This is a genomic window from Rhodocaloribacter sp., assembly GCF_056451265.1.
Genome location: NZ_JBWOPL010000026.1, coordinates 1 through 24869, shown reverse-complemented (window position 1 = coordinate 24869; position 24869 = coordinate 1). Strand labels below are relative to the sequence as shown.

17 protein-coding genes and 1 tRNA gene are annotated in these 24869 nt (G+C 67.5%); 7 read left to right on the top strand and 11 right to left on the bottom strand.

The genetic code is table 11. The annotated features are described in order from the left end of the window. Positions 1-68 precede the first annotated feature (68 nt). Positions 69-422 carry a hypothetical protein gene (locus AC1HIY_RS03765; protein WP_479575374.1) on the top strand — a complete coding sequence of 118 codons (354 nt, stop codon included), beginning with the start codon at positions 69-71 and terminating at the stop codon, positions 420-422. A gap of 150 nt (positions 423-572) precedes the next feature. Here the strand turns inward: AC1HIY_RS03765 and AC1HIY_RS03760 are convergent, their stop codons facing one another. Continuing rightward, positions 573-1595, bottom strand: coding sequence for a YheT family hydrolase (locus tag AC1HIY_RS03760; protein ID WP_479575373.1), 1023 nt, complete (start codon positions 1593-1595; stop codon positions 573-575). A 195-nt stretch (positions 1596-1790) separates the two neighbouring features. Between AC1HIY_RS03760 and AC1HIY_RS03755 the strand changes: the two genes are divergently transcribed. After that, positions 1791-3797 (top strand): choice-of-anchor Q domain-containing protein, encoded by a 2007-nt coding sequence (locus tag AC1HIY_RS03755; RefSeq protein WP_479575372.1) that lies wholly within the window; start codon positions 1791-1793, stop codon positions 3795-3797. 62 nt (positions 3798-3859) lie between these two features. Here AC1HIY_RS03755 and pgeF read toward each other — a convergent pair whose 3' ends face one another. From pgeF to AC1HIY_RS03735, 4 genes are all read right to left on the bottom strand, one after another. Then, the gene (gene pgeF / locus AC1HIY_RS03750) at positions 3860-4612 is read right to left on the bottom strand and encodes a peptidoglycan editing factor PgeF (protein WP_479575371.1); all 753 of its coding nucleotides are present in this window, start codon (positions 4610-4612) and stop codon (positions 3860-3862) included. Beyond that, positions 4609-5730, bottom strand: a complete 1122-nt coding sequence (locus AC1HIY_RS03745) for an aromatic ring-hydroxylating oxygenase subunit alpha (protein ID WP_479575370.1) — start codon at positions 5728-5730, stop codon at positions 4609-4611. The genes pgeF and AC1HIY_RS03745 overlap by 4 nt, the downstream gene beginning before the upstream one ends. A gap of 113 nt (positions 5731-5843) precedes the next feature. Continuing rightward, positions 5844-6779: an HDOD domain-containing protein gene (locus AC1HIY_RS03740; protein ID WP_479575369.1), complete on the bottom strand. Its 936-nt coding sequence runs from the start codon at positions 6777-6779 to the stop codon at positions 5844-5846. 206 nt (positions 6780-6985) lie between these two features. Next, positions 6986-7870, bottom strand: a complete 885-nt coding sequence (locus AC1HIY_RS03735; protein ID WP_479575368.1) for a shikimate dehydrogenase — start codon at positions 7868-7870, stop codon at positions 6986-6988. A 159-nt stretch (positions 7871-8029) separates the two neighbouring features. Here AC1HIY_RS03735 and AC1HIY_RS03730 point away from each other — a divergent pair, with 159 nt between their 5' ends. After that, positions 8030-9268: a threonine synthase gene (locus AC1HIY_RS03730; RefSeq protein ID WP_479575367.1), complete on the top strand. Its 1239-nt coding sequence runs from the start codon at positions 8030-8032 to the stop codon at positions 9266-9268. A gap of 12 nt (positions 9269-9280) precedes the next feature. On the opposite strand, the gene AC1HIY_RS03725 is transcribed toward AC1HIY_RS03730, so the two are convergent. Continuing rightward, positions 9281-11530, bottom strand: coding sequence for a patatin-like phospholipase family protein (locus tag AC1HIY_RS03725; protein WP_479575366.1), 2250 nt, complete (start codon positions 11528-11530; stop codon positions 9281-9283). A gap of 201 nt (positions 11531-11731) precedes the next feature. On the opposite strand from AC1HIY_RS03725, the gene AC1HIY_RS03720 reads away from it, so the two are divergent. Then, positions 11732-13138, top strand: a complete 1407-nt coding sequence (locus AC1HIY_RS03720) for a Glu/Leu/Phe/Val family dehydrogenase (RefSeq protein ID WP_479575365.1) — start codon at positions 11732-11734, stop codon at positions 13136-13138. 46 nt (positions 13139-13184) lie between these two features. On the opposite strand, the gene AC1HIY_RS03715 is transcribed toward AC1HIY_RS03720, so the two are convergent. The 5 genes from AC1HIY_RS03715 to uvrB all read right to left on the bottom strand — a co-directional run bounded on the left by AC1HIY_RS03715 (position 13185) and on the right by uvrB (position 19805). Continuing rightward, the gene (locus AC1HIY_RS03715) at positions 13185-14327 is read right to left on the bottom strand and encodes a hypothetical protein (protein WP_479575364.1); all 1143 of its coding nucleotides are present in this window, start codon (positions 14325-14327) and stop codon (positions 13185-13187) included. 136 nt (positions 14328-14463) lie between these two features. Further along, positions 14464-15018, bottom strand: coding sequence for a DinB family protein (locus AC1HIY_RS03710; RefSeq protein WP_479575363.1), 555 nt, complete (start codon positions 15016-15018; stop codon positions 14464-14466). Between the two features lie 121 nt (positions 15019-15139). Continuing rightward, a tRNA-Ser gene (locus AC1HIY_RS03705) sits at positions 15140-15229 on the bottom strand. Between the two features lie 120 nt (positions 15230-15349). Then, positions 15350-17503, bottom strand: coding sequence for an FG-GAP-like repeat-containing protein (locus AC1HIY_RS03700; protein WP_479575362.1), 2154 nt, complete (start codon positions 17501-17503; stop codon positions 15350-15352). A gap of 244 nt (positions 17504-17747) precedes the next feature. Continuing rightward, positions 17748-19805, bottom strand: coding sequence for an excinuclease ABC subunit UvrB (uvrB, locus tag AC1HIY_RS03695; RefSeq protein ID WP_479575361.1), 2058 nt, complete (start codon positions 19803-19805; stop codon positions 17748-17750). Between the two features lie 246 nt (positions 19806-20051). Between uvrB and AC1HIY_RS03690 the strand changes: the two genes are divergently transcribed. From AC1HIY_RS03690 to AC1HIY_RS03680, 3 genes are all read left to right on the top strand, one after another. Next, on the top strand, positions 20052-21194 hold the full coding sequence (locus tag AC1HIY_RS03690; RefSeq protein WP_479575360.1) for an FIST signal transduction protein: 1143 nt from the start codon (positions 20052-20054) through the stop codon (positions 21192-21194). A gap of 17 nt (positions 21195-21211) precedes the next feature. Continuing rightward, the gene (locus AC1HIY_RS03685; protein ID WP_479575359.1) at positions 21212-23569 is read left to right on the top strand and encodes a response regulator; all 2358 of its coding nucleotides are present in this window, start codon (positions 21212-21214) and stop codon (positions 23567-23569) included. Positions 23570-23660: 91 nt separating this feature from the next. After that, positions 23661-24869, top strand: a 1209-nt coding sequence (locus AC1HIY_RS03680; protein WP_479575358.1) for an AAA family ATPase, incomplete at its 3' end; no start/stop codon positions are given.

The window sequence follows — 24869 nt, the reverse complement described above, 5'->3', positions numbered from 1 at the left end:
AAAGCCCGCCCGATGCCGGCCGATACCCGTTCCGAAATCATTTTCCGAACCGAACCCCTGAAAAGCCCATGGGCTGGCTCAAACACGTCCTCATCGACCTCGCGGTCACCGTCGTCATCGTCATCGCCGCCGTGACGGGGGCCGTGTGGGCGCAGTGGGTCGTCTGGATATATACACCGTTTATGCTGCTCTTGAAGCTCATCGGCGTCTTCGGCGCGGGCGTCACGGCGCAGTTCAAACGCGCCGGCGCCGAGGTTCCGGTGTGGTTTTATCACGCGCTTTACGCCGTCAACGTGGGGGTCTTGCTCGTCTATGGATGGCGACTCGTCGGGGCCGGGTGGGCTCTGATCTGGATCCTGTCCGTGGCCGCCGAGAGGCGCGCGCGATCAACGGTTGGCCAATCGAAAAAGGCGTCACGCTAAAGCGTCTCCTCCCCCCTGTCGCGCGCGCCCTCATCCCGGTTCTCCGCACGCGCTCATCCCTCAAGAGCGCGGACCGGGGCGGGAGACCGGCCGGGGCGTCTTTGCGCGAAACGCCGCCCGTGACCCGCAAGGGATCGACCGGCGTTGGCGTCAGGCCCCCGCCGCCGCTTCGAGGAACGCCACGGCCCTCGCCTCCGCCCAGTGCGTGCCGTCTCCGTTCGGACGGACGAAGCCGACGTGCCCGCCGCGCTCCGGCACTTCGAGGTGAAAGAAGGGGTGCGCCCGCGCCGCCTCGGCAGGATAACAGGCGGGCCCGAGGAAAGGGTCGTCGGCGGCGTTGACGAGGAGCGCGGGGATGCGGATGCCGGAGAGATAACGGTTCGCGCTGCACTGCCGGTAATAGTCGTCCGCGTCGCGGAAGCCGTGGACGGGCGCGGTGAAGGCGTCGTCGAAGGCGAAGAACGTGCGGGCGGCTTCGAGGCGGGCGAGGTCGAACGCGCCGGGGAAACGCGCGGCTTTCTCGCGGGCTTTGGCGAGGAGCGAACGGCGGAAATAGGTCATGTACACCCGACGCGAGGGCTTCGCCAGCTCGACGGCTCCGGCGGCGAGGTCGACCGGCGCGGAGAAGGCGACGGCCCCTCGGATGCGCCGGTCGAGAGCTTCGCCGCGTTCGCCGACGTATTTGAGCGTCAGGTTGCCGCCGAGGCTGAAGCCGACGAGCGCGAGGGCGGCATATCCGTGCCGGTCGAGCGCATGACGGACGACGAGGTCGAGGTCGCCGGTCTCGCCGCTGTGGTAGGCGCGGAGGAGGCGGTTCGGCTCGCCGCTGCATCCCCGGTAGTTCCACGCGAGCACATCCCATCCGGCGCGGAGGAGCGCCCGTGCCATGGCGCGCACGTACACGCGGTCCGAGCTGCCTTCGAGGCCGTGGGAGAGGACGGCCACGCGCTGCGCGCCGCCCTTCGCCCAGTCGAGATCGAGAAAGTCGGCGTCCGGCGTGTCGATGCGCTCGCGGGTGTACGCCGGTCCCGTCACGCGGCGAAGCCGCCCGCCGTAGAGCGTCTGCACGTGCGCGTTTCGGAGCCAGAACGGAGGGCGGTATTCGGAAGGCGTCAGCAGGGGCATCGAAGCGGGGAGGGCAGACGGGACGGGCTTGCCGAGCGGAAACGGCACGGTGGTTGTCGATAGGCCGAACCGGCCGTTTTCCACCCGGTTCCTCGCCCGTCGTATCGTTCCGGGTCTCGATAGATCGTCCGCCCGGCCTTTGTGATACCGGATCGGGCGAGCCGCACGCGGCGGCGGGGGAAAAGGACGGTTCGGTTTTATTCACGGAAGAAAAAAGGGTTCGGCATGAAGCGCAGCGGTTGGATGTTCTTGATCGTATGGATGGTGATGGGGAGCGCGGCGTTCACGGCGGCGGCGCAGCAGACGCGGCACGTGGCCGTCACGGGCGACGACGCGGGGAACGACTGCCTCGACGCCGAACGTCCGTGCGCCACCGTGGCGTACGCCCTCGACGCGGCCTTGCCCGGCGATACGGTGGCGCTCGGCGCGGGGACCTTCTTCGAGGGAGACCTGACGATCCGCACCGACCTCACGCTGCGCGGCGTGGGCGCGGACCTGACGATCCTCGACGCCGACCCGTCGAACGGCGGCGCGGCCCCGCGCACGGCGATGATCGCGCCGATGGTGGCGCTGCTCCGGGCCGGAGAACGGGTCGCGTACAAGGGCGCTTCCGCCGGGCACGACCACGTCGTCCTCGTCGAGGCGGGCGTCACGGCCCACATCGAGGACCTGACGATCCGGGACGGCGGCGACCTCTTCACGGACAACGAACAGGGCGGCGGCGTATGGAACGCGGGCACGCTCACGCTCAGCCGGGTGGTCGTCCGCGACAACGTGGCGTCGGTCGCCACCGACTTCAACGCGCAGCCGAGGGGCGGCGGCCTCTGGAACGGCGGCACGCTGACGATCCTCGAAAGCCTCATCGAGAACAACGCGGCATCGGGCTTCCTCCTCGAAGGCGGTGCGGGCGGCGGCCTCTGGAACGAGGGCACGCTCCTCCTCGAACGAAGCACCGTCTCGACGAATCAGGCCACGGACGTACAGGATGCCTGTTATGGCGGCGGCATCTATAATGCGGGCACGGCCACCATCCGAAACAGCACCCTCAGCGGCAACACGCTGTCGTGCTTCGAGGGAGGCGCGGGCGGCGGCCTCCGCAACACGGGCGTCGCGACCGTCGAAGCCGCCACGATCACCGGAAACGCCGTCGGCCTGGGATGGGATGCCGCCACGGCGCACGGCGGCGGCATCGCTTCCTTCAGCGGCACGGTCACGCTTCGCGGAAGCCTCGTCGCGGGCAATACGGCCGAGCGCGACGACGCCTCGGCGGACTGCACCGGCACGCTCGTCTCGGACGGCGGCAACGTGGTCGGCAGCGGCGCCGGATGCCCGGCGGACGCCGCCGACACGACCGTCGCGCCCGAGAGTGTCTTCTCGTCGGTCCTCGGCCCGCTCGCCGACAACGGCGGTCCCACGCCCACGCACGCGCTCCTCGCCGACAGCCCCGCCGTGGACGCCGGGTCGTGCGTCGATACGGCCGGCGCGGCCCTCACCGAAGATCAGCGCGGCTTCACCCGCCGCGACGGCCTATGCGACGCCGGAGCCTACGAGTACGGCGCCGAGACGACGCCGCCCGTCACGGTGACGGTCGGTCCGGACGTCTCGCCGGTCGTCGTCCCGGCCACGGGCGGGCGCATCACGTACACGCTCGAAGTGACGAGCGCCTCCGCCGAGACCGAGACGGTCGACCTCTGGGTCGTGATCACCGGGCCGGGCGTGTCCGTCACCCGGGGGCCGGTCTCGTGGACGCTCGCGCCGGGCGAGACGCTCACACGCGCACTCCGGCAGAACGTGCCCTCCGGCGCACCGTCGGGAAGCTATACGCTCGCAGCCTTCATCGGCGACTTCCCGCAGGCCGAAGACAGCCATGCGTTCGCGTGGGAGAAGTCCGCTTCGAAAGGGCGCGTCCTCGCCGACGGCACGGGATGGGAAACCGATCTCGCGCCGACGATGACGCGGGCCGACTCGGGCGCCGGGACGAAGCCGGACACGTTCGCGCTGGAGGAGAATTACCCGAACCCGTTCAACCCTTCCACGAACATCGGCTATACCTTGCCCGAAGCGGCCTCCGTGCGCCTCGCGGTCTTCGACGTGCTCGGCCGGGAGGTGGCGGTGCTCGTCGCGGGCGCGCAGCCGGCAGGGCGGCACGCCGTCACGTGGTCGGCGGACGCGCTTCCGAGCGGGCTGTACCTCTATCGTCTCGAAGCCGGTTCGTTCGTCGAGACGCGGACGATGATGCTCGCGAAGTGAGGAACGCCCCCGCGTTTCCGGCTTGATTCGTGTCTCTCGCCCGCTCCCCGGGGCCAGGGACCTCAGCCGTCGCGAAGGCCGATCACGCCCATCATGCGTCCGGTGACGCCGCCTTCGGCGCGGTGCGAGAAGAAGTCGTTCGTCTCGGCAAAGGTGCAGTGCACCGACCCCTCGACGGCGTCGCGCGGAAGCCCCGCCCCGACAAGTTGTGCGGCGAGCGCGGCCTGGAGGTCGACGTGCGGTCTGTCTTTCCCCGGGAAACGGCGCACGAAGGCGGGCGCGAACCGTTCGGCGACCTCCGGCCCCACCTCGAAGTGTTGGGCCGAGATGCACGGCCCGACGTAAGCGCGCATTCGCGCGGGTGAAGCGCCGAGAGCCCTCATGGCCTCGACCGTCTCCGGCACGATGCCCGCGGCGGCTCCGCGCCACCCGGCGTGGCACGCCCCCACGACGCCCGCGCCGACGTCGGCGAGGAGGACGGCGGCGCAATCGGCGGCGGTGATGCACAGGAGCACGCCGGGCGCGGCGGTCACGAGCCCGTCGAAGCCGGGATAGAGGCCGGGCGCGTCCACGGGGCGCACCTCCGCGCCGTGCACCTGTCCGGCGATGGCGAGCGCGTCCGGGGCGAAGCCGAGCGCTTCGGCGAGCCGTCGGCGGTTCTCGCGAACGCAGGCCGCGTCGTCGGCGGTGCTCAGGCCGAGGTTGAGCGAGGCGTACGGCGGCCCGCTCACACCGCCGTGCCGCGTGGTGAAGGCGGCGCAAAGGCCGGGGAGACCGGCGAAAACGCCGGGGCGAAGGAGCCTCGGGCGCTTCATGCCGCCGCCTCCGCAAGCGCCTCGCGATAGGCCTCTTTGAGCAGGCACTGGAAATGATACACGCCTGCCTCGCATTCGACCGAGAAGCGGCCCCGGTCGTACGCCCGCGACCGGAGGCCGCGCTGAACGTGTTCGCAGATCTCGATGTCCTCCGCCTGCACCCTGTCGCTGAAGGCGAGGTCGCTCTCGATGGCCCGGCGCGCCTCGGGCGAGGTCACGTCGTCGTACAAATAATCGAAAACCACCCGGCACCGATCGGGGGCGAGAGGCACGACGAGGTTCACCTGAAGGCGTCCCGGCAGCATGTTGAGCATCATGTTTGGAAAGAGGAAATAATAAAACGCCTCTCCTTCGGCGGTCCCGTACGATTGCGCGCCGTCGCGGATGGGGCTGTATTGGAGCGAGTGATATCGCGCCGTCTCGGTGACGTATGCCCGGTAGTCGAGCACGCGGCACAACTCGGGATGGACGAGCGGGATGTGATAGCCTTCGAGGTAGTTGTCGACGTACACTTTCCAGTTGCAGGCGAGGTCGTACGTGACGCGGCGGAAGAAGGTCTTCGTGCCGGGGCGCATGGGCGCGATGCGCCCGGCGATGCCGTCGAGGAGGACGTCGAGCGGCGGGCCGCCGTCGGCGAGACGGACAAAGAGCAGGCCCTCCCACACGGCGAGCGTCACGGGCACGAGGCCGTAGTCGTCCCTGTCGAAGAGGTCGGTTCGGTCGAAGCGGGGCACGCCGCGGAGGGCGCCGTCGAGGCGGTAGGTCCATCCGTGATACCGGCACTGAAGCACGCCTTTGCGGAGCCGTCCGCACGGTTCCATGGCGAGAGGGCCGCCGCGATGCCGGCACACGTTATAAAAAGCCTGCAACGCCCCCGCCTGGTCCCGGACGATGATCACGGGGTTCTCGGCCACGTCGGCGCACACGAAGTCGCCGGGGTTGGGGACCTGACTTTCGTGCCCCACGTACTGCCACCACCGGGCGAAGAGGGCGTCGCGTTCGAAGGGATGAAACGCGGGGTCGGTGTACCACCGCGCAGGGATGGTCTCGGCGCGTGCGAGCGGCGCGATGCGGAGAGCTTCGGCGGAGAGGTCGGGCAGGGTGCGCGGGTCGATCATGGGGGTCGGTCGGCTCGTTTCGGACGCCCCGCAAGTTAGGGCGTTTCCGGGTTCGGCGCACGATCCGCCGCGCACCCTTTTCTCCGATGCCGCGCGTCCGTTGCGCTTGCGACTCACACCACGAGGTCCACGTAGTCCCGGAGGTCGGAATTGAGTTCGAGCAGGTCTTGAAGGAGCGAGTCCGGATCGGAGTAACCAATGATGCGCTCTTCGATCAGCCGGGGCCAGATGGGATCCTGGGCGCAGGTCTTCCACGAGATCGGGCGACTACTGGCGAAGCCGAGGCCGTTGGCGGCCTTGTTGGCGGCCTTAACGATGTAGATCAGTTGCTTCGTGGACGGATCCACGTCGTCGAGATGGAGGTCCCGATGGTGGAGGGCGATGACCGTCGTCAGCGCTTCGGGGAAGCGAAGGCGGCGCGTCAGATAGACCCCCGTTTCGACGTGATCGTAGCCGAACCACGAGCGTTCAAGTTCGAGAAACTCCTCCTCGGAGCCGTCGCCGCGTCGGTCGCTGCCGTAGAGGCTGACGGCCACGTCGGGATGGTTGTAGAGCAGGATGAGCTTGCCAAAGTCGTGGAGGAGCGCCGCTGTATAGGCATCGCCGAGGCGATCCTGAAGGTCGGGGTGGGCGCACTCGGTCTCGGTCTCATGCGCGATCAGGTGCCGGGCAAGGAAAGCCGTGGCGACGCTGTGACGGACGAGGTTGAGGAAAGGCAGCGCGGTGTTGGCGTCGAGCGAGTCGTGCACCTCGTTCATCCCCATGCTCATCACGATGCCGGTGACGGAGACGGTGCCGAGGATCACCACGGCCCGCCGCACACTCTTGATGTCGCCGCGCTGGCCGTAATACGCCGAGTTGACCACGCGCAGGAGCCGGGCAACCACGGCGGGGTCATTTTCCACCATATGGATGACCTGCTTCATCTGCGGGCCTTCCGGTTGGTGCATCAGTTCCATTGCTTCGAGCAGCGTCTGCGGCATCGACGGGCATTTCAGTTCGAGCGCACCGAGCGCAGCGGCTTTGTTTTCCTTTCGAATGACGTTCATTGGCTTGAGACTCTCTCCCGGACACACTGATTAATGACCTTGGGCAGGGGGCGAACCGAGGCAGAGCGGCAAAAAGCTGAGCGGAGAACGCGCCCGCAAGCCAAGAAATACACAGACGACAGAGAAGGCCGGCGCACCGATGGGACCACTACTGCCAGGGTTCATGCGGTAGTATCGTCCCCCCGAAAGGAATCTGAAGCGGATTTTTATGCGGCGTCTTCGGAAGCCGCACCGGCTCGGAGCGCCGCGCGCGCCACGGCGTCGGGGAAGGGACGGCGGGTCCACTGCGTATAGGCGGCGGCGGCCTGCCCGACGAGCATGTCGAGGCCGCCGAGCGTCGTCGCGCCGCGCGCGGCGGCTTCGCGGAGGAGGCGGGTCGTCTCGGGGGTATAGACGAGGTCGTACACGAGCTGCCCCGGCCCGAAGTCGGTGAGATGAGGCCACGGGGTGCGCGTCACGTCCGGATGCATGCCCACGGGCGTGGCATGGACGAGGAGGCGGCTCGTGCGCACGGCCTCCTTCGCCCCGGCCCACGCGACGGCCCGGAGCGCTCCCCCGGCGTCGTGTGCGGCGAACGCTTCGAGAAGCCGAGAAGCCTTCGCCGGATCGCGGGCGACCACCGCCAGGCGCGCGGGGGCGAAGGTCGTCAGCAACGCATAGACCACCGCCCGCGCCGCGCCGCCCGCGCCGAGCACCGTCATCGGCGCCCCCCGCAGCCGGTCGGCGTACGGGCGCAGCGGCGCGAGGAAGCCCGCCACGTCGGTGTTGTCGCCGTGGAGCCGGACCGCACCCGCCTCGCGACGGCAGACGATGGTGTTCACCGCCCCGACGGCCTCGGCCTCCGGCGAAAGCGTATCCATCATCGGCACGACCGCCTGTTTGTGCGGGATCGTCACGTTCGCCCCGGCCACGCCGAGCGCGCGCACCCCCGCCACCGCCGCCGCGAGATCTTCGCGCGCCACGCGGGCGGCCACATACACCATGCGCACCCCTTGATGCCGGAAGGCGGCATTGTGGATCAGCGGCGAGCGCGAGTGCGCAACCGGATCGCCGAGGAGCAGGACGAGGCGCGTCTTTGCGTCGATGGGCATGGGCGAAAGAAAAGGCGGAGCAGGCGGGCATCATACGTAATAATTCCCCTCTCCCGCAACGTGTCTCTTGCGCGTGGCGGCACGGCGGCGTACCATAGGCGCGGCGATCCGTTCCCCGAGCCGATCCCGCTCCCTCCCGCTCTTCGACCTCTCCAAAGCATGACGTACGTTCGCTCTCTCCGCGGGCTCGGCTCCGGCGACGCATACCCGCCCGACACGATCATGAACCTGAGCCCCGTCGACGGGCGGCCCGTCGAGATCGTGCTCGACCTCGAACGCCTCCGCGCCGAGCAGCCGAACGCGGCGTGGCATCACCCCGGGCGGCCCGACATGTGGCGCTTCGGCGCGCTCCTCCCGCTCGACGTCGCCGACCCCGAAGACCGGCGACACATCGTCGCGCTCGGCGAGGGCGGCACGCCGGTGCTCGACTACGACGATCATCCACTGGCGAAGCGGGCGGGCTTTCACCTTCAGATCAAAGACGAGGGCGCGCCCGGCCATAACCCCACCCGGAGCTTCAAGGATCGCGGCATGGCAATGGTCGTCTCGATGGCGCGGAAGCTCGGCCTCCGGAAGCTGGCCGTCCCCACACAGGGCAACGCGGGCGATGCGCTCGCCGCCTACGGGTCGGCCGCGGGGCTGGAGGTCGCCGTCGTCATGCCCGAAGACACCGACGCGCCGATCCTCGAAAGCGTGGCGCGCCTGGCCCGGCAGTCCCCGAACGTTCACTTCGACGTGGTCGCGGGCACCATCCGAGAGGCGGGCGCGCTCATGCGGGAGAAATACCTCTCCGACGGTTTTTTCAGCGTCGCCACGTTTCAGGAGCCGGGATGGCGCATCGAGGGGAAGAAGACGATGGGGCTCGAACTGGCCGAGCCGCCCCCCGGCGAGACGCAGTGGTCGCTCCCCGACGTGATCGTGTACCCGACCGGCGGCGGGACGGGCATCCTCGGCATGTGGAAGGCGTTCGACGAACTCGAAGCGCTCGGCCTCATCGACGCGCGACGCCCGCGCATCGTGAGCGTGCAAAGTGCGAGCACGCCCCCGGTGGTGCGGGCCTTCGAGGCGCATGCGGCGGACGCCGCGCCGGTGGAGCCGGGCGAGACCATCGCCACGGGCCTGAACGTGGCCGGCGGCGTGGGCCATTTCCGCGTGCTCGACATCCTCTATCGGAGCCGCGGCCACGCCGTCGCCGTCACCGACGCCGAGATCGCGGCGGCGCTCCGCGAGACGGTGCGGGCGAAGGGGTGGAGCATCTGCCCCGAAGGCGCGGCGTGCCTGGCCGCCCTCGGCCCCCTCGTCGAACGCGAGGTCATTCGCCCCGGCGACCACGTCGTCGTCTTCAACACCGCCGCGCTCGAAAAATACAGCCCTTCCGTGCGGCGCATCCCCGCCTGAAGCCGCCGCCCCTCAAAACCGATAGCCCACATCGATCTTGAAGGCGTAGGAGCCAAAGGGACGGCGGCTCATCATCGTGAGCACCACCGGACCGATGAGCGTCTTCGCGCCGAACTGGAGTCCGAAGCCGCCGTGGAAGGCGGAAGGTTCGAGCCGCCACGTCCATCGCTCCATGACGCGCGCGGCGTTCCACTGGAACGAGGTGTACAGGTTGCTTCGCACCTCGAACTGGAGCCCCAGGCCCGCCATCTGCATGTTTCGCCCGGCCAGTTGCTGGATCTCGAAGCCGAGGAGCGGGAGCTGGCGATCCTGCCACAGCCCGAAGGCTGAAGATCCGCCCACTCCGGATCCGCCGAGATAGAAGCGGTAGTGGAGCGGCGTGTTCGCGCCGGCATTGTGCCCGACCCCGAAGCGTCCGAAGAGCGTGAGGCGTCCGGTGAGGGGCGCGCGCACCTGTCCGAGCAGCGTGTGGTGGGAGAACGTCACGCCGCTCCCCCACCGCCGATCGAAGAACGCTGAGAGCGCCGTCACCTGAAGGCCTCGTGCGGGGAAGTCCGGGTGGTCGAAGGTGTCGAAGAGGAGGAGCACATTGACGCCGAGGAGGCCGCGCCTCAGGTTGAGCGCGTCGAGACGTCCCACGGACTGATCGGCGTTGAAGAACTCGCCCCGGAGGCCGCCGGAGAGCAAGAGGGGACGGGCGGGAACGAGGTCGAGCGAGACGGCGGCCACCCGCGACTCGGTGCGAAGGCTGAGCGTGCGCACGTTGTTCTCGAAGATGTCGAACGGCACGTCGGCGAAGAGCGCGGTGAAGCGCAGGTCGAGGTCGGGGCGGCGGCGCAGCGGATAGGCAAAGACGAGGTTCGTGCGAAAGACCTCGCCGAGCCGCACGTCCACGCCGAGCCGCGAGCCGAAGCGAAGTCGGTTGCGGAAGAACGCGCTCACGAGGAGGGCAGCCTTGAGGTGGGTCTCGTATCGGAGGCTCACGCCGAGGTGCTCGCCCGGGTCTTCGGCGGCCTCGATGACGAGCGTCTGCCCGCCGGGATCGTCGCCGGGGTCGAGTTGATAGACCACGTAATCGAAAAGCCGAAGCGCATAGATGTTGTGGACGATCTCCTCGATGTCGTCCACGGTGAGGAAGGCGGGGAGGTGGAGGCGGAGCAGTCCACGCACCTGTTTTTCGAGATCGGGCGAGAGGTTTCGGATGTCGATGCGGTCGATGCGAAGCGAGTCGGGGAGGACGGGCGGCGGAAGGTGTGGCGGGGAGGCGGCAGGGGCGGCCAGCGGCTGGAGGGCGCGGCGCGCGAGGCGGGCGGCGTCCTCGCCCCGGCGTATGATCTCCGGCGCGGCGTCATAGCTGAAGCTGTCGAAGCCGCTCATGTCCGGATGGATGACGAGGTCGCAGTAGTTTTCCTGGATGCGCGTCGAGACGCCGATCTGAAAATTGGCGACCTGCCGGAGCACTTCCACGAGCGAGTGGAGGCTGTCGGCAGGCAGCAGGCGGTCGCTCACGTCCACGCAGATGACCCGGTCGGCGCCGAGGGCGCGGGCGTCCTCGGCGGGCAGGTTGCGCACGACGCCGCCGTCGATGAAGGTGCGTCCCTGAAACGTGACGGGAGCGAAGACGCTCGGGATGGCGATGCTGGCGCGGATGGCGCGGGGCAGGAAGCCGTGTTCGAGGCGGACGCCCTCCCCCGTTTCGAGGTCGGTGGCCACACAGGCGAACGGGCGAGGCAACGCGCGAAAGTCGCGCACGTTGCGGACCGGCAGCAGGAGGCGCGTCAGCAGCATGGAGATCTGCTGCCCGGCCACGAGCCCGCGCGGCAATTGCACGCGGCGGCCGCTCAGCGGGAGCGTGAGCGCATAGCGCCCCTGCGGCAGGCGCCGGTCGATGGGGGGCAGGCGGCGCAACGTCACGTCTCCGAAGAGCGCGTTCCAGTCCTGCTCGAGCACCATCTTTTCAATGCTCGCAGGCGAATAGCCGACGGCGTACAGCCCTCCGACGATGCTGCCCATGCTCGTGCCCGTCACCACGTCGACCGGCACGCCGGCTTCTTCGAGCACCTTCAGCACGCCGATGTGGGCGAAGCCCTTCGCCCCGCCTCCGCTGAACGCCACGCCGATGGTGGGCCGGCCTCTCCCCGCGATCCGCTCCGGCATCTGTGCGACCGCGGGCGTCACGCCCCACACGGCGCACAGCCCCATCACCGTCGCCAGAAGGAGGTTTCGCCCCCGGCAGCGCAAAACATCGCGGGACGTCTTCACAGGCGTGCTCACAGGCAATGATGGACCCTCCGTTCCCGGTCTCCGTCTTTTCTTCGAAAGACGCTCTGCCGGGCGTTTTTTCCGTGCGGCAACAGGCTTGTATCGCGCGGCGGTTGTGCGTATTCTTTTCGGCATAAATGTTCCCTTGAAGCCCCGTCATCGCTCACGTGCTCAAACAACCACCGTCAGGAGGAACCGCTCATGGCCCATGAAAGCTTTCTCGCGCAAGTAGACCTCATGTTCGAAAAGGCGGCTGCGCATACGAAGCACCCCGTCGGCTTGCTGAGTCAGATCAAGATATGCAATAGCGTCTATCATATGACTTTTCCGCTCAAACGGGATGACGGCTCCATCGACACGATCCAGGCGTACCGGGCCGAGCACAGTCATCACAAGCTGCCGGTCAAGGGCGGGATCCGATATGCCTCGGCGGTGAACGAGGATGAGGTGATGGCGCTGGCCTCGCTGATGACGTACAAGTGCGCCATCGTCAACGTGCCTTTCGGAGGAGCCAAAGGGGGCGTCAAAATCGACCGGCGCAAGTATTCGGAAGCGGAAATCGAGCGCGTCACGCGGCGATACACGTACGAGTTGATCCGGAAGAACTTCATCGGGCCGGGCGTGGACGTGCCCGCGCCGGACTACGGCACCGGCCCGCGCGAGATGGCATGGATCCTCGACACGTACAACACCATCAGTTCGGACACGCTCGATGCGCTGGCCTGTGTGACGGGCAAGCCCGTGGGACAGGGCGGCGTGCGCGGGCGCACCGAGGCAACGGGCCGCGGCGTCTTCTTCGGCATCCGCGAGGCGTGCAGCTATGCCGACGACATGGCCGCCCTCGGCCTCCAGCCGGGCCTCGGCGACAAGACCGTGGTGGTGCAGGGACTGGGCAACGTCGGCTACCACGCCGCCAAGTTCATGCAGGAGGGCGGAGCCACCATCGTCGCGCTGGCCGAGTATGAAGGCGCCATCTATAACCCCGAGGGGCTCGACGTCGAAGCCGTGGCGGCGCACCGCAAGGAAACGGGCTCGATCCTCGACTTCCCCGGCGCGCAGAACCTCGAGCGAAGCGCCGACGCGCTCGAACTGCCGTGCGACATCCTGATCCCGGCAGCGCTCGAAGGGCAGATCACCTCCGACAACGCCCTGTGCATCCAGGCGAAGATCATCGGAGAAGCCGCCAACGGCCCCGTCACCGCCGCCGCCGACGCGATCCTGCTTGAAAAGAACGTCCTCATCATTCCCGACGTGTACCTCAACGCAGGCGGTGTGACGGTCTCGTACTTCGAATGGCTGCGCAACCTCTCGCACGTTCGTTTCGGGCGCATGAGCCGTCGCTTCGAGCAAAGCATCAATGAGAAACTCATGCGCGCCGTGGAGCAGGTGACCGGCAAGAAGTTCGCCCCGGAGATGTTCGAAGAGGTGGCCCACGGCGCCGACGAGGTGGACCTGGTCAACTCGGGCCTCGAAGAGACGATGATCGACGCCTATGGCGAGATCCGGGAGCTCCGGAAGCGGCACGGGGTGGACCTGCGCACGGCGGCGTTCATCAATGCCATCGACAAAGTGGCCGTCTCGTACCTTGAAATGGGTATTTTTCCGTAATCCCGGAATCGCTTTCAGACCTTCGCGCCGGGCGCTCCCTTTGCCCTCACAGCGGGCGCGGACGGCCGTTGCGTTCGGCAGCCCGCGCATACACGGCGGCGAAGGGGCCCCGGGGATGCGCCTCGACCCGCTCCTCCGTCGTCGTCTCGAGGGAGTCGAGAACGGATTCCAGGCGCGCCTCATAGGTTTCGAGATAGGTGTCGAGTTGACGCCGATAGGCTTCCATGGCCGTGTCGAAGCTCTCGCGGCCCGCATGGCGGGCGAGTTCTCCGGAAGCGGCCCGGGCGCGCGCAAGGACCTCGTTCATGGCTTGCCGTACGGCGAGGCGCATCGAGTCGTGCGTGGCGGGCGACACGCGCCGGAGCATGGCCAGACGCCGGAGCGTCGCCAGGGAGGCGAGGGCTTTCCCCCGGGCCGCTTCCTGGAACGCGAGGATGCTCTTTTGCACCTGCCCCATGGCGATCCGATGCGCCGGGTCGAGCTGCGGGTCGGGCGCTTCACGGGCGGCGCCGGAGTCCGCGCGCATCATGTCCATGGCGTGATGTTGGACCTCATCGCGCTTTCGGATGACGCGAGCGAGGGTCTCTGCCCATAGCGCCCGTTTCTGCCGCTCCAGCTTCCGGATCGCCGCGAAGAACTGCTTGAGGTCCTCTTCCCGCATCAGCTGCTTTGCCTCACGGTCGATGGTGATCCGCAGGCCGTCCTCAAAGCTGAGGTGCACGTGCTCGCTCAGCTTTTGCCGGAGTTCGGGATCATCCGGAAACACCCGGCGGATCTCCTCCGCAAAAACGCTCATGTCGGCGTCGGCGGGGGCGAGGGGTGAGGCTATCGGTTCGGGAGGCGCCGTCGGCGCGGGCGTGGCGGCTGCCGAAGCGCGCGCGGGGGGCGGCGTGCTCCCGATCTCGCCGTTCCTCGTCGGGGCTTCGTCCGTAACGGGCGTATCGGCCTCGGCCAGCGTATAGTCCGAAGGGGGCGCGTGGTCATCCTGGCCGAGCCAGTTCGTCTTGAATTGATCGATCAGACCGGAAGCACGCTCGCCGCCCAGAACCATCGTAATGAGGCGATCACCAACCATGTTCAGGGAGGTTGCCAGGACGTCTCCCCGCGCCTGATAATAGAACAGGTAACCCGCCATGGCGATGACGATGAGGAAGGCAATCAAGCCGTATTCACGCCAAAAATTCCGCATCGTGGAGTGCCTGTCGAAGTCGTATTGAGCCTCGGTTGGTGTGCGTCGCAGCAGCGAAAAGGTTGCGCGCCGGAGCAGGGAAAGGGCCGGGCGAACAGCGGGTAAACGCGCGAGGAATGCGTTTTAGTGTGCCATTTTAGTGTGCCATTGTGAGGGATTCGTCTCGTATGGCTTTTACGGACCTTTTCATCTGAAGGAGATGATACAGATCATGTCCGGCGAGGATCCGGAGCATCTGCCCGGCAGAGAGCGGCACGTTCGCCTCCCGGTGGCGGGCCGTGCGCGTCAGGGCTTCGGGCGGGAGCGCGCGCCACAGGTCGAGATTGATCGTCCGGAGCATCTGAAAACGGTTGAGCAGGTCGCGCAGGTCGGTGTCGTTGTGCCGTTGCCCGGCCACCCATCGATCCTGATCGACCGGCATGAGCACCGGAGTCTCGTCGAGGAGGGTGGTGCGGATGCGAAAGCCGAAGACCCACTCCGTGTCGACGAGGTGACCGAAGATTTCGCACGGCGTCCACTGATCGGCGAAGGGGCGTTTCCGGAGCACGTCCCCCGGATAGGCAGCCACGATCATCGCCAGCACGTCGGGGGTCTGGGCCAGCACGCCGAGCGGCTCGCGGTCGCCGAGCAGGTCGAGCTGCCGGGTCCAGAAGTCGTATCCGGCGGGCGGGGTCAAGGGTGCGTCGTTCATGGCTCGTTCCTCCGGGAGAAGCTGTTGCCGCAGTATAGCATGAGCGGGATGAACATGCTATGTCATACGAGCGGGGGCGGGCATAAAAAAAGCCGAACCCGAGGGTCCGGCTTTTGAACGGCGGAGAGGGAGGGATTCGAACCCTCGGTACCCCGATTAGAGGTACGCCGGTTTAGCAAACCGGTGGTTTCAGCCACTCACCCACCTCTCCGGAGAGACTGCCAACGTCGTTGGACCGGCAAATATAAAGTGCCGCATTAGAACGCGCAACACGGAGGCTGGTTCGCCCGGCGACATTCTCCATGAAGAATACGCGACGAGGCGAGACGGCTCATTTGAGGAGGAGCATGGTGCGCGTCCGGCTGAACGAACCCGCTTCGAGACGGTAGAGGTAGAGGCCGCTCGGCACGGCGTCGGCGCGCCAGACGGCGCTGTGCCGGCCCGCCGCCGTGAGGCCGTCGACCAGCGTGGCCACCTCACGGCCGAGCGCGTCGTAGACCTTCAGCCGCACGTGCGCGGCTTCGGGCAGCGCGTACGTGATGCGCGTCGATGGGTTGAACGGGTTCGGATACGCCTCCGAGAGGGCGAAAGCGCGCGGCGTCCCGGCGGCAAGCGCGGCCTCGAGGCGGGCGGGGGCCTCGGGCGCGACGCGGCGCGGGGTCGCTTGCTCCACCGTGCCGTCGTAGTGCACCACGATGGCGCCGTTGACCGCCAGGCCGTCCGAGATCACCGTGCTCGTGCCGTCGGGCCAGTTCACCTGCACCTCTTTGATCAGATCGGCATTGTCCAGACCAAAGAAGAGGTCGAAGCCGTTCTGGGCCGAGAAGCAGCTGCTGCCCCGCTGCGTCTGATAGAGGTTCCACGACTGGTCTGCGCCGAAGCCCACCTGGAGGCTCACCCGCGCGCCGATGGCGTCCTTGCTCACGTGGACGCCGTCGCCGACGGGGCGCACCTTGAAGAAATTGGGGACGGGGTCCCAGCCCTCGAACTTGAACAGCCGGTTGGGTTGTTGGATCTCGTCATCGTCCGGGTCGAAGGCGGGGCCGCCGTTGACGACGGCCACTTCGAGCAGCCCGTCCCCGTCGACGTCGACGAAGGCGGTGCCGTGCGTGCGGTAGGGATAGGTGGGATAGTTGGCCGTCGTGCGCGCGTTGACGGGAGCCTCGAAATCGATGTTCGCCGTCCAGTCCTCATAGACCGGGTCCGCGCCGACGGCGGACGCGCTCAGAAAAAACTGATCGTTCGTGCCCAGCGAAGGGCCGCCGTTGCCGATGTAGATGTCCGGCACGCCGTCGGCATTGACGTCGCCGATCTGGCTGCCCATGACGCCCTGATTTTTGGCCGAGACGTAGTTGACGTTGATGCCGGCTTCCCGGGCCACGTTTCGAAAGCCGGTCCCCGCGTCGTTGAGGAAGAGGGCGTGTCCTTCCTCGTAGGGACTGCCGGGTTCCGGCCCGTCATTGCGCATAAAGAGTATCAGGTCTTCCCAGCTGTCGTTGTTGAAATCCGCCGCGCAACTGACAAAGGAAAGCTTGGGATACGAGAGGTCTTCACCCTCGGGCGAAAACTCCGCCGTCACGTCTTCGAACTGAAGCGTGCCGGTCTCCACGAGCAGGTTGCGCCACAGGAAGTTGGACGTGTTGTAATTGTTCTCGAGCAGGTCGCAGTCGCCGTCGTTGTCGATGTCGATGAACGTGGAGTGACGGGTGCTTTTGGCTTTGGTCAAGCCGACGAGCGGCGCGATGTAGCTGAACGTGCCGTCGCCGTTGTTCCGGTAGAGGAGGTTTTGCCCGGTGGAATAGGAGCCGAGGAGGTTCTGCGGGACGGGCGCGGCGTCGCCGGGCGATTGCAGGATCTCCGGGCCGTCCATGCCCGTGCCGTTCCAGATGTTGACGCTGACGAAGAGGTCCACGTCGCCGTCGTGGTCCACGTCGCACCAGTCGGCATTGGCGCTGGCGGTTTCGATGGGGTCGCCGTTGAGGTCGAGCGGCCCCTGGACGCCGGCTTCCGCCGAGACGTCCTCAAACCGAAGACGCCCCTCCTCCACGAACATGTTCTTGAACAGATAGTCGAGCCCGATGCCTTCGTTGGCGCCGGTGGTGATGAACAGGTCGTAGTCGCCGTCGTTGTCATAGTCGGCGGTGGAAGCGCCCCAGGCCAGCGCGTCTTTGAGCAGGATCTGCGTGAGGAGGAACTGCGTGCGCCCGGCCCGCTCCACGTTGCGCAGGATGAACGACTCGTCGCCGGGGTTTCCGACGAAGAAGTCGATGCGCCCGTCGAGGTCGAAGTCGGCGCCGACGAGGGCGCGGCCGCGTGCGAAGTGCCCGCCGAAGTCCCCCTGGAAGCGGCTCTCGACGGCAATGTCCTGAACCTGAACCTGGGCCCGGGCGGCTTCGGGCGCGGCCCATAAACCGATCCACCCGAACAGGAGCCACAGGGGGGCGGGAAAGAAGCGCGTGGAGCGAGAGAGAAGACCGGAAGGCATGGGTAGAGGGCTCATGATAGAATACACGACAGGGGCACAAGCTTCATGCCCGGTTCTTTAGTGGCCCGGCGTTCCCGTCATTTAGAACGGCACATCTTTGAGCGGGCAACGCCGGCGGCGAAGGGGGAGGAGTCACTATTCCCTGTAAATAGCGATTTTACCGGAAAATAACAAGATGCGCAAAGGGGGTCATCCTTTCTTAACCCTTTCTTTCTCAGGCCCGAAATCGCCGCCCGTCGCCCGCTCATTGCTTGATTTGAGACGCCAACCGGGCCATGCTGTCCCGGAGCTCGGCCGCGCGCTCGAACTCCAGGTTTTCAGCGGCTTCGCGCATCTCGCGTTCGAGCTGCGCAAGGAGGTCCCGCTTCTGATCGTCGCTCAGGTATTTGGCGACGGGGTCGGCGATGATGGCGTGCTCGTCCGGCCCGGCGTAATAATGCGCGCCGGGGCCGCCGGCTTCGTCGTATTTTTCTTCGGCGATGACGGTGCCTCGGAGGATCTGCTCGCGGCTTTTGTAGACGGTCTTCGGCGTGATGCCGTGCGCCTCGTTATAGGCGAGTTGGAGGGCGCGCCGGCGGTTCGTCTCGTCCATCATGCGCTGCATCGAGCCGGTGACGGTGTCGCCGTAGAGGATGATCTTGGCCTCGGCGTTCCGGGCGGCGCGCCCGGCCGTCTGGATGAGCGAGCGGTCGCTGCGCAGGAAGCCCTCCTTGTCGGCGTCGAGGATGGCCACGAGCGCCACCTCGGGCAGGTCGAGCCCCTCGCGCAGGAGGTTGACGCCGATGAGCACGTCGAAGTCGCCCAGGCGCAGGTTGCGGAGGATCTCCACCCGCTGGAGCGCGTCGATGTCGGAATGGAGATAGCGCACGCGGACGCCGAACGAGTCGAGGTAGTCGGTCAGGTCCTCGGCCATGCGTTTGGTGAGCGTGGTCACGAGCACGCGCGCGCCCCGCTCGACGACCCCCCGGATCTCGTCGAGAAGGTCGTCGATCTGATTTTCGGTGGGACGCACCTCCACCTCGGGGTCGGGGATGCCGGTGGGGCGGATCACCTGTTCGACGAAGACGCCGCCGCTTTTTTCGAGTTCGTAGTCGCCGGGGGTGGCGCTGACGAAGATGACCCGGTGGTGCGCCGCCTCGAACTCCTCGAACGTCATCGGGCGGTTGTCGAGGGCCGAGGGAAGACGGAAGCCGTGCTCGACGAGCGTCAGCTTGCGGGCGCGGTCGCCGTTGTACATGGCGCGCACCTGCGGGATCGTCACGTGGCTCTCATCGACGACGAGCAGGAAGTCGTCGGGGAAATAGTCGAACAGGCAATAGGGACGTTCGCCGGGTTTGCGGTCGGAGAGGTGGCGCGAATAGTTTTCGATGCCGGCGCAATAGCCCACCTCTTTCATCATCTCGAGGTCGAAGAGCGTCCGTTGCTCCAGCCGTTGCGCCTCCACGACGCGCCCCTCGTTGCGAAGCACGGCCAGCCGCCAGCGAAGCTCCTCCTCGATGGAGGCGACGGCCCGCTCCATCCGATCCGGCGGCGTGACGAAGATTTTGGCCGGATAGATCGTGAGCATCGTCTCCTCGCGGAGCGCTCGCCCGGTGGCCGGATCGATGACGCTGATCTTCTCCACCTCGTCGCCCCAGAACGTGATGCGATAGGCGAGGTCCTCCAGGTACGCCGGGAAGACGTCCACCACGTCGCCGCGCACGCGGAAGGCGCCGGGCTCGAACGCGACGTCGTTGCGGGTATAATAGATCTGCACGAGGTCGCGAAGCAGCTCGTTGCGGACGATCTCTTGCCCCTGCCGGACCTGCACGATCTGCGAGCGGTATTCTTCGGGCGAGCCGAGGCCGTAGATGCACGAGACCGAGGCGACCACGATCACGTCGGGCCGCCCGGAGATGAGCGAACTCGTGGCCCGCAGCCGCAGCCGGTCGATCCGGTCGTTGATGGCCATGTCCTTCTCGATGTATGTGTCGGAGTGGACGATGTAGGCCTCGGGCTGGTAATAGTCGTAGTACGAAATGAAAAATTCGACGGCGTTGTCGGGGAAGAACTGGGTGAACTCGGCATAGAGCTGGGCGGCGAGCGTCTTGTTGTGACTCATCACCAGCGTGGGGCGGTTCAGGTTCTGGATGACGTGGCTGACGGAGAAGGTCTTTCCCGTACCCGTCGCGCCGAGGAGCGTCTGGTATTTATCGCCGCGGCGCAGGCCCTCGGTGAGTTCCGCGATGGCGCGCGGCTGATCGCCCGTAGGCTCGAAGTCGGAGACGATCCTGAAGCGATGGTCGGCGTCGGAAAGGGACATGGCGATGGGGCTGGTGGACGTAGCGAGCCTTGAACCCGCCAAGTTAGGCGCAGGTTGCGTCGACCCCGTGTCATACGCCGGGCCGGGCGCCGCGACGCGCGCGACAAACGCAGCGGCTTCCGCGCCCGTCCGCGTCTTCACGGTGGAAACCGAGCGCATTCCCGTGTTGGCCTCGTATATTGGGAGGCCCGCATCCGAAGCCCCGGCTTTTTCGTAGTCTGCCGTCTTCAAGGAGGAAACGTCCGTATGCAGATCGAACAGCGATATTTCATCCCGGGAGAGGGATGGCAGTCCTCCGGCGCGCCCGCGCTCGGCGCGGCGGCGGACTGGGTGCTCGTCTTCGGCAGCCGCGAGCGCGTGGCCGACGCGCGTCTCTTCAGGCAGGTGCGGGCGTGGTATCCGGAGGCGCACCTCATGCTCGGTTCGACCTCCGGCGAGATCCTCGACACGGAGGTGAGCGACGACCGCCTCACGGTGACGGCGGTGCGCTTCGCCCACACGCGGATCCGCGCCACGAGCATCCGCATCGACGACGTGGCGGACAGCTTTGCGGCGGGCCGGATGCTGGCCGAGCGCCTCGCCGCGCCGGAGCTGGCGCTCGTCTTCGTGGTCTCGGACGGCCACTTCGTCAACGGCAGCGCGCTGGCGCAGGGCTTCAACCGGCGGCTCCCGCCCGGCGTGCTGCTCACCGGCGGCCTCGCCGGCGACGGCGTACGCTTCGAGCGCACCCTCGTCGGCCTCGACGCGCTCCCGACCGAAGGGGTCATCGCCGCCGTGGGCTTCTATGGGGATCGCCTCCGCGTGGGCTTCGGGTCTTCGGGCGGATGGGCGCCCTTCGGCCCCGTCCGGCGCATCACCCGCTCCGAGGCGAACGTCCTCTACGAACTCGACGGGCGTTCGGCGCTGGCGCTCTACAAGCGGTACCTCGGCGAGCTGGCCGAGGGGCTGCCCGGCGCCGCCCTCCGCTTTCCCCTGTGCATCTGGACGCCCGACGGCGACCGCACGCTCGTCCGGACCATCCTCTCCATCGACGAGGAGAACCAGAGCATGACCTTCGCCGGCGACGTGCCCACGGGCGCGCGCGCCCGCTTCATGCGCGCCTCCTACGAGGACCTGGTCGACGGCGCGGCCTATGCCGCCGAGCACTGCGTGCGCGACAGCCGCATCGAGAACGCCGAGCTGGCCATCTGCGTGAGCTGCTGGGGACGCAAGCTCGTCCTCGGCCAGCGCACCGAAGAGGAGACGGAGGTCGTGCGCGAGATGCTCGGGACCCAGCCCGTCATCACCGGCTTCTATTCGTACGGCGAACTGGCCCCGCCCGAGTCCGCCGAATGGTGCGAGTTGCACAACCAGACGATGACCATCACCATCATGAAAGAAATCGAATAATCCGGGAGAACGGGACGATGCGCGAGGAGGCCCACGAGATCACCCATCGGCTGCTCAAACGGCAGATCCGGAAGCTGCTCGGCGAGGCGACGGAGATCCCGCCCGCCTGGCGCAGGTTCGTGCGCGCGGTCAACGAGACGTACGAACAGCACGACGCCGACCGCAAGCTCCTCCAGCGCTCGATGGACATCAGCTCCGAGGAACTGATCGAGGCCAACGACCGGCTCTTCCGGGAGTTGGAAAAGCAGGCGCTCGTGCTCAAGCAACTCAACGACTCGATCCGCGCCCTCGAACTCGACGACTTCGACCACGACCTCGTCGGGGAGGATGTCCTCTCGGTGGCCCGCATCCTCAACGAGCAGATCGCCCTGCGCAACCGGGCCGAAAAGCTGCTGCGCGAGCGGGAAGAGGGGTTGCGCCTGATCCTCGAGAGCGCGAAGGACTACGCCATCTATACCCTCGATCCGGACGGGCGCATCACCACCTGGAACGCCGGCGCCGCGCGCATCCAGGGCTTCTCGGCCGAAGAGGTCCTCGGCGCGCATTTCTCCCGTTTCTATACCGAACAGGACGTGGCGCTCGGCCTGCCCGACCAGCTCTTCGAGGAGGCCGTCTATGCCGGGCGCAGCGAGACGCAGGGCTGGCGCATGCGCAAAGACGGCACCCTCTTCTGGGCCGACGTGACGCTGACGGCGCTCCGGGAAGAGAGCGGCATGCTGAAGGGCTTCGTCAAGATCGCCCGCGACATCACCGACCGCAAACAGGCGGAGGACACACTCAAACGGGCCAAGGCCGCCGCCGAAGCCGCCAACCGCGCCAAGAGCATGTTCGTGGCCCACATGAGCCACGAGATCCGCACGCCGCTCAACGCCATCATCGGCATGACGAGCCTGCTCCTCGACACGTCGCTGAGCGTGGAGCAGCGGGGCGGGGTCGAGACCATCCGCGCCAGCGGCGAGGCCCTCCTCGCCATCATCAACGACATCCTCGACTTCTCCAAGATCGAAGCGGGCAAGCTGGCGCTCGACGTGCAGCCGTTCGACCTCCGGCGGTGCGTCGAGGAGACGCTCGACCTCTTCGCCGCCCGCGCCGCGAAGAAGGGCATCGAACTGGCGTATCTGTTCGACGACGGGATGCCTGCCCGCATCGAAGGCGACGTAACGCGGGTGCGGCAGGTGCTCGTCAACCTCGTGAGCAACGCCGTCAAGTTCACCGAGCGCGGCGAGGTGGTGATCGCGGTGCGGGGACATCGCGAGGGCGACGTCGTCCGGCTCCGCTTCGCCGTGCGCGACACCGGCATCGGCATCCCGGCCGATCGGCGCGGGCGGCTGTTCAAGGCGTTCTCGCAGCTCGACCCGACAGACACGAGGAAGCACGGCGGCACCGGGCTCGGGCTGGCCATCTCGAAGCGCCTCGTCGAAGCCATGGGCGGGACGATCTGGGTCGAGAGTGCCGAGGGCGCGGGGGCGACGTTCTGCTTCACGCTGCCGGCGCGGCCGGCCCCGGGGGACGAGCCGACGCCCGCGCCGGTGCTCGCGGGGCGGCGGGCGCTGGTGGTGGACGACAGCGCCGTGGCCCGGGAGATGCTGGCGCAGTGGCTGAGCGCCTGGGGCATGCTCCCGGCGACGGCGGACACGGGCGAGGCGGCGCTGGCGCGGTATGCCGCCGAAGGCCCCTTCGAGGTCGCCCTCGTTGATGCGCAGATGCCGGAGATGGACGGCGCCTCGCCGGCCAAGCGACTGTGCGAGGCCTTCGGCGCAACGCCGATCATCCTGCTGACCTCCCTTTCGACGCTGGAGACGATGAAAAATGACGGGGTCGCCTGCCGGCACGCCTCGCTCGCCAAACCGCTCAAACGCCGCCAACTGCACGACGCCCTCGTCGCGGTCTTCGCGCCGAAACCGGGGGACGGCGCTCTGCCGTCGAGGCAGAGCCCGCTGCCCGAAAGCCGGAAACTGGCCGAGCGACATCCGCTCCGCATCCTGCTCGCCGAAGACAACCTCATCAACCAGCAGGTGGCGCTTCAACTGCTCGAACACCTGGGCTATCGCGTCGATGCAGTGGCCAACGGTCTCGAGGTCATCGAGGCGCTGGAGCGGCAGCCCTACGATGTGGTGCTCATGGACGTGCAGATGCCGGAAATGGACGGCCTGGAGGCCGCGCAACGCATCCGACGCACCTTTGCCGAAGACCGGCAGCCGTACATCGTGGCGCTCACGGCCAACGCCATGCAGGAAGACCGGGAACGCTGCCTCGCCGCAGGCATGGACGATTATCTGAGCAAGCCGATGCGCGTGCCGGATCTGACGCGCCGCCTGCAGGCCGTCTCCCCTTCCGTCGACGGGGGACGACCCTGTGAGCGAGAACGCCGGTGAGTCCCCCGACGGCGAACCCCGCGTCGCGTTTCCCGTTTCCCCTTTTCTGCAGTACTTTGCGCGGCGATCCCTTCACGCACCCGCTCCCCGCATGGCAAGCTGGCTCTGGTCCGTTTCCCCCGAGAACTATCCGGTGTTCGTCAAGACCCGCACGTTCGCGTTGCGTCGGGTGGGACGGCCCCGGCTGGCGATGATCCGCCCCGGCGACCGCATCTTCGCCTATCTCTCCGGCCTCAAGGTCATCGCGGGGATGTTCGAGGCGGTGGGGACGGCCTTCGAGGACGCGACGCCGCTCGTGCGAGGCGGGCATTATCCGCACCGCCTTCGCGTCCGCCCGCTCGTGACGCTCTCGGAGGAGGCGTGGGTCTCGTACGAAGCCTTCCACGACAAGCTCGAAGTCACGCGCGACTACGACGGCGACTTCCGGGCCGTCGTGCAACAGGTCGTTCACCCTCTTCCGGCGATCGATGCGAAGGTGCTCGAGTTTCTGGTGCGCGTGCGCGAGGCGACGGATCTGGAGCAGATGTTCGAGGCGTACGAGGCGTACCGGGAGGCGCGTGCGGAGACGCCCGAGGTGAGGGAGTCGGCGGCGCGGTATGCGCCCGCGACGGCGTTCGACCGGGCGGCGGCCCTCGAAGCGCTGATCGCATACGTCGAGGCGCGGGGGTTCGTGTACGAGCCGTGGCAGGTGGCGGCGTACGTGACGGCGCTCCGCACGAAACCTTTCGTCATCCTCGCGGGCGTGACGGGCGTCGGGAAGTCGCGGCTGCCCGCGCTCGTCGAGGAAGCCACCGGCGGATCGGCGCGGCTCGTGCCCGTGCGCCCCGACTGGACCGACAGCGCCGACGTGCTCGGCTACGTGGACCTTCAGGGGGCGTTCCGCCCCGGCGCAGTGCTCGCCGTCGCCCGCGAGGCCATGGACCGACCGGAGCGGCATCTGACGTGCATCGTCGATGAGATGAACCTGGCCCCGGTCGAGCACTATTTCGCCGAGGTGCTCAGCCGCATCGAGGACCGGCGGCCCGCGCCCGAAGGCGGCTTCGAGAGCCCGCCGCTGCTCGAAGCCCACCTCGCCCCCGCCGCCGGCGCATGGGCCGGCGTCCGTCTCGCGCCGAACGTCGCGCTCGTCGGCACGGTGAACATGGACGAGAGCGCCCACGGCTTCAGCCGCAAGGTGCTCGACCGTGCCTTCACGCTCGAACTCTCCGACGTGGACCTTGCCGCGCGGCCGTCCGCCGCCACGCCTCCCGAGCCTGCCCGGTGGCCCGCCCCGGCGTGGCACCCGAGGGCCGCCCGCCTG

What these genes read in the sequence shown, in the direction of transcription:
- AC1HIY_RS03765 (WP_479575374.1), top strand. Translation starts at nt 69, where the DNA reads ATGGGCTGGCTCAAACACGTCCTCATCGACCTCGCGGTCACCGTCGTC.
- AC1HIY_RS03755 (WP_479575372.1), top strand. Translation starts at nt 1,791, where the DNA reads ATGTTCTTGATCGTATGGATGGTGATGGGGAGCGCGGCGTTCACGGCG.
- pgeF (WP_479575371.1), bottom strand. Translation starts at nt 4,612, where the DNA reads ATGAAGCGCCCGAGGCTCCTTCGCCCCGGCGTTTTCGCCGGTCTCCCC.
- AC1HIY_RS03745 (WP_479575370.1), bottom strand. Translation starts at nt 5,730, where the DNA reads ATGATCGACCCGCGCACCCTGCCCGACCTCTCCGCCGAAGCTCTCCGC.
- AC1HIY_RS03740 (WP_479575369.1), bottom strand. Translation starts at nt 6,779, where the DNA reads ATGAACGTCATTCGAAAGGAAAACAAAGCCGCTGCGCTCGGTGCGCTC.
- AC1HIY_RS03735 (WP_479575368.1), bottom strand. Translation starts at nt 7,870, where the DNA reads ATGCCCATCGACGCAAAGACGCGCCTCGTCCTGCTCCTCGGCGATCCG.
- AC1HIY_RS03730 (WP_479575367.1), top strand. Translation starts at nt 8,030, where the DNA reads ATGACGTACGTTCGCTCTCTCCGCGGGCTCGGCTCCGGCGACGCATAC.
- AC1HIY_RS03720 (WP_479575365.1), top strand. Translation starts at nt 11,732, where the DNA reads ATGGCCCATGAAAGCTTTCTCGCGCAAGTAGACCTCATGTTCGAAAAG.
- AC1HIY_RS03715 (WP_479575364.1), bottom strand. Translation starts at nt 14,327, where the DNA reads ATGCGGAATTTTTGGCGTGAATACGGCTTGATTGCCTTCCTCATCGTC.
- AC1HIY_RS03710 (WP_479575363.1), bottom strand. Translation starts at nt 15,018, where the DNA reads ATGAACGACGCACCCTTGACCCCGCCCGCCGGATACGACTTCTGGACC.
- AC1HIY_RS03700 (WP_479575362.1), bottom strand. Translation starts at nt 17,503, where the DNA reads ATGCCTTCCGGTCTTCTCTCTCGCTCCACGCGCTTCTTTCCCGCCCCC.
- uvrB (WP_479575361.1), bottom strand. Translation starts at nt 19,805, where the DNA reads ATGTCCCTTTCCGACGCCGACCATCGCTTCAGGATCGTCTCCGACTTC.
- AC1HIY_RS03690 (WP_479575360.1), top strand. Translation starts at nt 20,052, where the DNA reads ATGCAGATCGAACAGCGATATTTCATCCCGGGAGAGGGATGGCAGTCC.
- AC1HIY_RS03685 (WP_479575359.1), top strand. Translation starts at nt 21,212, where the DNA reads ATGCGCGAGGAGGCCCACGAGATCACCCATCGGCTGCTCAAACGGCAG.